Origin of the sequence: Alkalispirochaeta alkalica DSM 8900, from assembly GCF_000373545.1 — a bacterium.
In the GTDB taxonomy this organism is placed as follows: Bacteria; Spirochaetota; Spirochaetia; order DSM-27196; family Alkalispirochaetaceae; genus Alkalispirochaeta; species Alkalispirochaeta alkalica.
Window position 1 is genome coordinate 1 of record NZ_KB891734.1, and the last position, 3447, is coordinate 3447.

General features: G+C 37.7%; 2 protein-coding genes. One reads left to right on the plus strand and one right to left on the minus strand.

The window, feature by feature from the left end; translation table 11 throughout:
* Window positions 1-133 precede the first annotated feature (133 nt).
* Window positions 134-340, plus strand: a complete 207-nt coding sequence (locus B071_RS19730; protein WP_157703191.1) for a hypothetical protein — start codon at window positions 134-136, stop codon at window positions 338-340.
* Window positions 341-561: 221 nt separating this feature from the next.
* Here the strand turns inward: B071_RS19730 and B071_RS19285 are convergent, their stop codons facing one another.
* Complete coding sequence (locus B071_RS19285) at window positions 562-3141, minus strand: DEAD/DEAH box helicase family protein (RefSeq protein ID WP_083914892.1); 2580 nt, start codon at window positions 3139-3141, stop codon at window positions 562-564.
* Between the last annotated feature and the right edge of the window lie 306 nt (window positions 3142-3447).

The following is a 3447-nucleotide window of genomic DNA, read 5'->3' on the forward strand; positions in this document are numbered from 1 at the left end:
GATCGCGGGGGGCTCCTCTTCCCGGAATGGGTGCGGTGTCCGGTTTGGGCCGGTGTGTGCGCCCACAAAAAAACTTCTGAAAAACTTTCCCCCCCAGACAAGCAGCAGACCTCACCGTCCCCTCTTGTGGAGCATGACGTACTACAACGAAGCAGAGTTATTGGAACTGGGAATCGTGGTGAAGCCGGGGCGGTATCTTGTTAACCTGAATCCGCTGGTCATCTATGAGCAGGACAGCACCCCGCTGCCCGGCACCCCTGATCCCGGGGCGATCCAGGAGAGCGAGAGGGGCTTGCGCGGGGAGACTCCCCCGGGATGCATGCCCCTGCGGTATCCGTGAGAGTGGGGGAGGGAGTTGCCAGGTGGGGCTGTGCCCTGCCTGGCGGGGGGTGACTCCTCTGGATTACCGACGAGCCAACGGTCGCGACGGTACTAAGTTATCGCCTGTACCAAAACCGGGATGATTACAACATCGTCTTAAGCAGCCTGGTGAATTGGCGCAAAATATGCGTGCGCAGATTTTGTGACAGGTTGCCAAGACTGTTTCAAGGCTTTGTTAGGTTATGACTTTAATATTTCTGCTGCTATATTCTCATTAAATCTTTTAATTAAATTTCTTGGTAATAAACCAGCTTGTTCCAAGGTGTGGACGGCTTCTTGACGCCAAAACATATCTCCTGGTCCTCTAAATGAATCCCAAAGTGTCTTGATCGCCTTTGTTCCTTGATCGGCTAAATATCTAAAATCTTCTGTAGATATAAAACCAACATTTCTTAAATGGGCTAATGATGCAGGTGAACATTTATGAACTTTCCCAACTAAAAATGTATATATTCGTGCATCTTTATTAATTGGTAGATTCTCTTTTAGCCAAACATCATGAGTCGAAGCTTGCCGGGCTTTAGTTACAGAGACAGAACTTGTTTCTAGACCTTCAGTATAGTCCTCAAAAACAAAGCCTAAATTCTCATTAACTAACCACCAAGGATCTGGAGCCCCTTCGTCTTCAATTTTCCCAGCATCATATCCCAATAATAATCCAAGTTCCTTTTGTGCCTTTTCAAAAATTGAACTATCATCATTTGATAATTCTGTAATAATTCCATTGATCATCTTTTCAATTTTAAAAGCATTTCTAGTACCGATATTATTGAGTACTTGTTCCAATCTTTCAACAATGCATAATGATAAAACATCTTCTTCATTTTGATATTCTTTATGTTTTTCATGTTTTAGCTGATGCAACCAAGATACAGCGACTGCTGCTTTTGATGCTTCTGCATAATATATTTCAGGCATAGTCCCGACGTCAATTCCTTGAGAATTAAGTAAATAAATGGATGAACCAGCATAATAATTCCAAATCCCTCTTAATCCCCTTAAATTGGGTGAGGTAAGTTTGCCTAAAACAGATTTGCAATTTGACAATGCTTCTGAATAATTTCCAACCCAAATTGATTCATTGTATTTAATTTCATTCTCGGAAATAGATTTAAATATTACTGAATCTGGGAGCATTTCTTTCTTGTATTGATCTCTAATACTTAGGATGTGATTATCTACTTCATCCCATTTTTCATCTTGAGAGAGGAATAATTCAATATTTTCAATTGTATTCTCTAGTGATGTAGTTTCTGTTTGATCAATCCCAAATTCTACTTCAGCCCGGAGTTCAGGAAGTAGATATTGTCTTGCCTCTTGTCGAAATAAATAGTTTATGACATCTTCGCCTGTAACGCTTACTACTGAATAATCATTAGAATTTCTTGTAGACCTTCCAAAAGCTTGTGTTATTCTTGTTAATATTCTTGCTTGATATAGGTTGCTTAAACCAAGTTTTTGAATATAAAAAGCTTCTTGTAAATTATTTGCTTTTGGTAAACCATCTATGAAAAGCATTCTGCATTCTTCATCTGGGAAATCAATCCCATCATATCTATTAGCAAGGATCAATATACATTTAGAATTATTAACAAAATCTGATTTATCTTCTTCTATATCTTTTGAACGCAAAATGGTTATGTCTTTAATATCTGAAAAAAAATTCGCTATTTCATCAGCTTTAGGATTACTTGGAACAATATAAACTGACCGATTACAAAGAGTAGAGATTTTTTTATTGTACATTAAGACTTGATCATCACTCAGACTTACTTCTGGAAAGCAAAAAAATCTACGACCAATAGTTCGATCTTCCATTTGAGAAGGTATTGGCAATTGAAATATATCTCTTCTTCCAACTATTCGTTCCAAATCACCAGAATCTCCCAACGTAGCTGACATATAGATCCGTTGTCTTGCACTTGAGAATGGCTCAAAGCTAAATGTTGGTGGATATAGAGGTTTGATTAGTATTTCTTTGGCAGAATAATAAAAATGACAAGCTGGAAGATGATCTTTTATCATTTCCCATGAGTACGTTTCTCCAGTGTTGTTAATATTAGTATCAATTATTTTGGTTATTTCTTCTAAAGAATTAAGCCAGACATTTGTTGGTAATTTATCAACAGAATCATCTCCATTATTTTGGAATTTTATAATTCTTGCAAAATCAAGCTTTGATAGATGATATTGTAAATACGTTATTAATTCTTCAAAAATAGGTTCATGGTTATCATATTTTCGCTGTATATGTACAGACCATAAGTTATTTATATATCCTTCAGCTTGATGAACATCATCCATAATTATAATATCAGAACTAGTAAAATATGGATTAGTGTTAAACAGGCTACTATAGGATGTTATACAGATTTTTTCGTTATTTAAATACGAAGTCTTCATTGAAGGTGAATAAGAATGCTTACTACCAGTATATACCTCATTTTCTATACCATAAAAATCACTCATTTGTTTACCAACTTGTCTTGCAAGTTGATTGGTTGGGCAAAGGTACAAAATTCTCTCATTTTTAGTTTTTAAGAGCCATTCTCCAATAACAGCGCCTATTAATGTTTTTCCTGCCCCAGTTGATAATTGAAGAGATACATCTGATTTTGTTCCTGCATCTTCTAGATATTTTCTTATAATGTCTGCTTGATAAGAAAGTAAGCCTTTAATCTTCTTTTTTTTATTATCTGTGAACATGGATTCTGGATCTTCATATTCGTTTTTAATAACTTTTTTAATATTAAATGCCATTTTTCTCTCCTCGCGCGAAGCGTCAACCTAACAACAATTTGATAGCCCCGGATAATCCATTATCCCTGCAAACCCCTTCGCCCAGTCCCAAAACTTCCCCCCCATAACAATCCCGAAATCCTACCACGAAAATCCCCTAAGAGCCACCAAATAAGAACTAAATTTACCTATTTCCTGTGGAAAGTGCCTATTTGCCGCTAATCGCCCCGGGTCAGTTCAGGTGACGGATCAGACCAGTCCTTCTTCAACATCGCGTACATGGCGTGATCGACGTAGTGGTCGTAGAGCCACTCTGCATCACGGATC